The sequence below is a fragment of the Paraburkholderia ribeironis genome, assembly GCF_900019265.1.
In the GTDB taxonomy this organism is placed as follows: Bacteria; Pseudomonadota; Gammaproteobacteria; order Burkholderiales; family Burkholderiaceae; genus Paraburkholderia; species Paraburkholderia ribeironis.
Window position 1 is genome coordinate 1 of record NZ_CYGX02000138.1, and the last position, 4,111, is coordinate 4,111.

Here is a 4,111-nt window from a genome sequence, read left to right on the forward strand (position 1 = left end):
GGATAACTACTCGTACGCCACAAAGACAGACTACATCGGCCAACCTGACAGAGCCCTGTTGCGTGCTGAACGCGCAGAGGCACAAGCAGAAACCACACGAAAACTCGTGGACGAACTCCGAAGATCCCCCGCGCCGCGGACCGGGTATCGAACAAAAACGACCTGATCGCCCCCTTAAGAGTCGCCACGGCGGCACAAAAACGTGACGACTCCGGCAGAATTTAATTTTTTATCTGAGTGTCAACACCTTTATGGTACTTATCCCAGGCATCCACGAGATTCGTTGCATTCACACTGCCGAGTCCCGTTGCAAAATTCCAGCCTTGACCAGCAGCGTAAGCTGGGATGTATTTCTTGGTTGACAGCGACGTCAATCCATAGCTATAGGTTTTGTCGTACACAAAACAGTTTGTATTGCCGACCGTTGCGTCGCAATTGACCGAGTTGGTCCCGCGCGTCACATTGTGGAAAACGCACGTATCGGTGCCATTTGGTCCAAAGTCAGAATTGCATCCGGCAGAGGTCCCTAGCGGCTTCGAGCTTGAGCCATATTCTTGCGCCGCGAGTTTGTAAAGCGTCGCCGCGGCCACGCCCTGGCGGCCTTTTTCCTTCTGATTCACCAGCGCCTGGATCCCGGCGAACATGGGCGATGACAGCGAGGTTCCCGCACCACCTTCTGGCGGATAATCGCTTTTATTGGCAGCCAGATCAGCGCAACCGTCATGCGTGGTTGATTTCTTTGTCATCTTGTCCACCGTTGTGGAAACGGTGCAAACAATAGCGAATATTTTATTACCATAGTTGCCACCGAATACACTGACATCCGGAATATCTCGCTTGTCGTCGGTTGAAGCTCCGTAGACCAGCGATTGCCAGTCAGGTTTGTCCACAAATGAGGAGGCTCCGCTCGAACTCGCTCCATGCGCCAAATTCGTATCGATGCCCTCACGATCAGCAGTTTTTTTGCAAAAATCAATAGCGCTTTTCGATCCATTCGCTTTCGCCGCCACATCATTGCCGCAGCTGTCATTCCACGGAATTTCCGGCATATAGGACTTCGCCGAGCTAAACGACGCCCCCGTTTTATCAGTGAAATACGTAGCTTCCTGCTTATCCAGAGTATAAGCAAAATCAGTACCCCCCACCGCGGTCACATAGGGTGACGCTGCCACAACATTGATAGAATTGCCGACATTGATGTTACGAGGGCCATTAAATGCCGCGTTACTGCCGGAATCTCCAGATGAGACAAAAACAGAAATACCCTCTGCTGCAGCCTGCTTCCATAGCGCATAAAATTCTTCTCTAACATTGGCTGAATTTTCCTCCATTTCAGAAAATCCATAACTCACACTCATAATATCTGGTGTATTTTCTGAATTAATTGCATTCTCAACGGCAACCCTTAATCCGTTAAAATAAAACCCGTGCCCAGAGATTCTGTCCACACCTTTATCTGCACAGGTCACCAGCTGAATCGCCGCCCCCGGAGCCATTGCTGCTGACCACTCGACATCCAGTTGATTTTCATCATCGTCACCAGCCGTCGTGTAATCCTCTGGAGCGTTACACTTGGTCGTTGCATCACCTGGATACGTTTTGGCTGCTTGCGGATGTACCCGTTCGAACGTTCCGCCATATTTGTCCAGTCCAAAAGTTTTACGAAAACTTGCTAGCGATGCCGGGTTGACATCACCAGTTCCGATCAACGCAATCTTTACCCCTTTCCCCGTGATGCCTTGATCATACAAAGCTTTCGTATTGTAGATCGTTTGCATATCGCCGGGAACCAGATACCGGGTGCCGGATGTATCGGATATTCCGCCCGTCTTCGCGGTACTATCCAGCATACTGCCTTTCGTTTTGCGTGCCAGTTGCGTGACGTTTTTTTCTTCGCTCAGGCCAACCACATTACCGACTACACGCGCCAGTGTTTGCGGGATCCAGACGTTACCGTCATTAGCAATATATTCGCCCGAATCTTGCGGATGTCCGGGCACAGCCGCTTTTCTGTATCTTTTCATCTGCGTGTTGAACGCTGCCTTGACCATCCCCGACGTTCCATCGAAAGCGATCAACGACTTGCTGGGATATACTGCGGAGACACTGAACCCTTGTGAAATCAGCCACGCCTTCACGGCTTCCACATCGGTATCCGATGCACCAAACGAGTTGCCATATTCTTGCGCCGTCACCCATTTATGATAATGCGGTGACGCGGGGTCATTCTGCGCCACCAATAATTGATTGAGCTTCGTCTGGCGGGCTGCATCGGGCTTCAGAACAATGCGTAGTCCGCTCAGTGGATAACTGTCGGGTAGGTTGGCAATGGGATACCGGGCACTACTTCCACCCGATTGCGCAATCTCAATTTTACCTTCGGGTGCCGTTCTCTGGGTTCTTCCAGAGTCGCCTGCATTTCCCCACTCCACGTTCTTTATCGCTTTGACGGCATCCGGTACAGGTGCTTCCGCGCTTGCATGCGTTATCGTGAAAACGGCCATGCTGACTGCAGATAGCAATGACGCCGAGGACCTTTGCGCTTTCCGATTGCGGACTGCAATCGCAGCGAAATTCCGTTTCATGTGATATTCCCTTTATATAAAGCTCAATTAAGCAGGAGAACTATAGAATTAGTGAGCGACTCGAGTCACAATAAAAAATAACATTTATCCTCTCTACCTGGATAGGTACCTGGTAGCTGAGATGATCGTCTGTGGTCTCTGCGTAACGACACGGCCACCAGCTCTTATGAAATCTGGGATATAAAAACCTACCGACTCTATTTTGAGCGGAGGGATTTCAGTGTCGTCGCGGAGCTTGACTGGCAGGGGCGCCGATAGGTGGCGATGCCGTCCCGCTTGGATAGGGGTCTGGCCGGGGCGAGCTACGTCCGGTGCGCGATCCTCGCGAAGGAGGGGCCGAAGCGGCTTAAGTGCACTTTCCGTTCCGTTGATCCCCAAAGGCCGTATCGACGAAATTGACGATTTTATCCGAGTATTGGTAACGAACTGTGAGAGCCCGCTGAAAGTCTGAGGGGGTAAGAGCAAAGGGGGGGGTATGGTTCCGTTCCCCTGGTTGTCAGCAGCCGATAGCAACGTGCAGTAGGAAATTAGAAGCAGAAAGATGGTGACAATTTTTTGCATGGATGTTTGGCCTTGACTATGTATAGGTTACGTCGTCGGCTTACCTTGCCGCAATTTTTATGCCATCGGTGAATGCGAGTGGGTATGATCAGTGTCCGCTGAGCGCAAGCGAGGCGACCGGTGAGGCTCTGTCGCGATAACGGGAAGTAGAATGGCCGGTTTTGGAAACCGCAAGTCAGCAGATGAATAAGCCAGCGAAGACGCCGCGCACGAGCCTGCCAGGCGGCATTGCCAATGTCCTCAAGCGCCTGCACCATCCGGTGGACGTGATTCTGCTGTGCGTGCGCTGGTACGTGGCGTACTCGCTGAGCTTGCGGGATCTGGAAGAATGATGGCCGAGCGCGGCATCGAGGTGGATCATTCCACGGTGCATCGCTGGGTGATCAAGCTGCTGCCGGTGCTCGAGAAGGCCTTTCGTCGGCGCCAGCGCCCGGTAGGCAACAGCGGGCGCATGGACGAGACCTACAGTACGCCCAGCCAACGTAGCCCGCCCACATGGGGGTGAAGTTGCTTGAGCATGTTTGGAATGCAGGACCCGATGGATTTGAAGTTGCGGTACCGGGGCATGCCCTTTCTCTGCTGCGAGAGAAAGAGAGCCGAAGCGGCGGTGACTTGCTGGACACTGGCAAGGTGACGAAGTCCGTGGGAAACGGAGCTTGCGGCGAAGCGGTTACGCCAAGATGAGCTTCCAGGCTGAGCATGGGACGGTTGAGGGACACGAACCTATTGAAACGCATCTGAGGGTTGAATCGTCACCCCTGCCTACACCGCTTAAGAGGCAGGACGCGGATCGGCGTCGGTCACAGGTATGGACTGGTGCCGCGAATGCTGGCTGGAGATGTATGCCGGCCAGGTGGAATCACGGAGAGCGCGCAGCTAGACCGTGATGTCTGCGACGACTTGCGGCAAGCAAGGATAAAGACTGCGATAGGCAACCTCGCCCGTGGGTTCTGTTGCAATAAGGC

At 53.0% G+C, this 4,111-nt stretch carries 1 protein-coding gene and 1 pseudogene; one reads left to right on the top strand and one right to left on the bottom strand.

Annotated features, from left to right (window positions below; translation table 11 throughout):
* Nucleotides 1–221: 221 nt before the first annotated feature.
* Nucleotides 222–2,585, bottom strand: coding sequence for a S53 family peptidase (locus BN2475_RS32190; protein ID WP_094783394.1), 2,364 nt, complete (start codon nucleotides 2,583–2,585; stop codon nucleotides 222–224).
* A 743-nt stretch (nucleotides 2,586–3,328) separates the two neighbouring features.
* On the opposite strand from BN2475_RS32190, the pseudogene BN2475_RS32195 reads away from it, so the two are divergent.
* Nucleotides 3,329–3,612, top strand: a pseudogene (locus BN2475_RS32195) (IS6 family transposase); the annotation flags it as partial.
* Nucleotides 3,613–4,111 lie beyond the last annotated feature (499 nt).

Coding starts and splice junctions, on each gene's coding strand:
- BN2475_RS32190 (WP_094783394.1), bottom strand. CDS start 2,585: ATGAAACGGAATTTCGCTGCGATTGCAGTCCGCAATCGGAAAGCGCAA.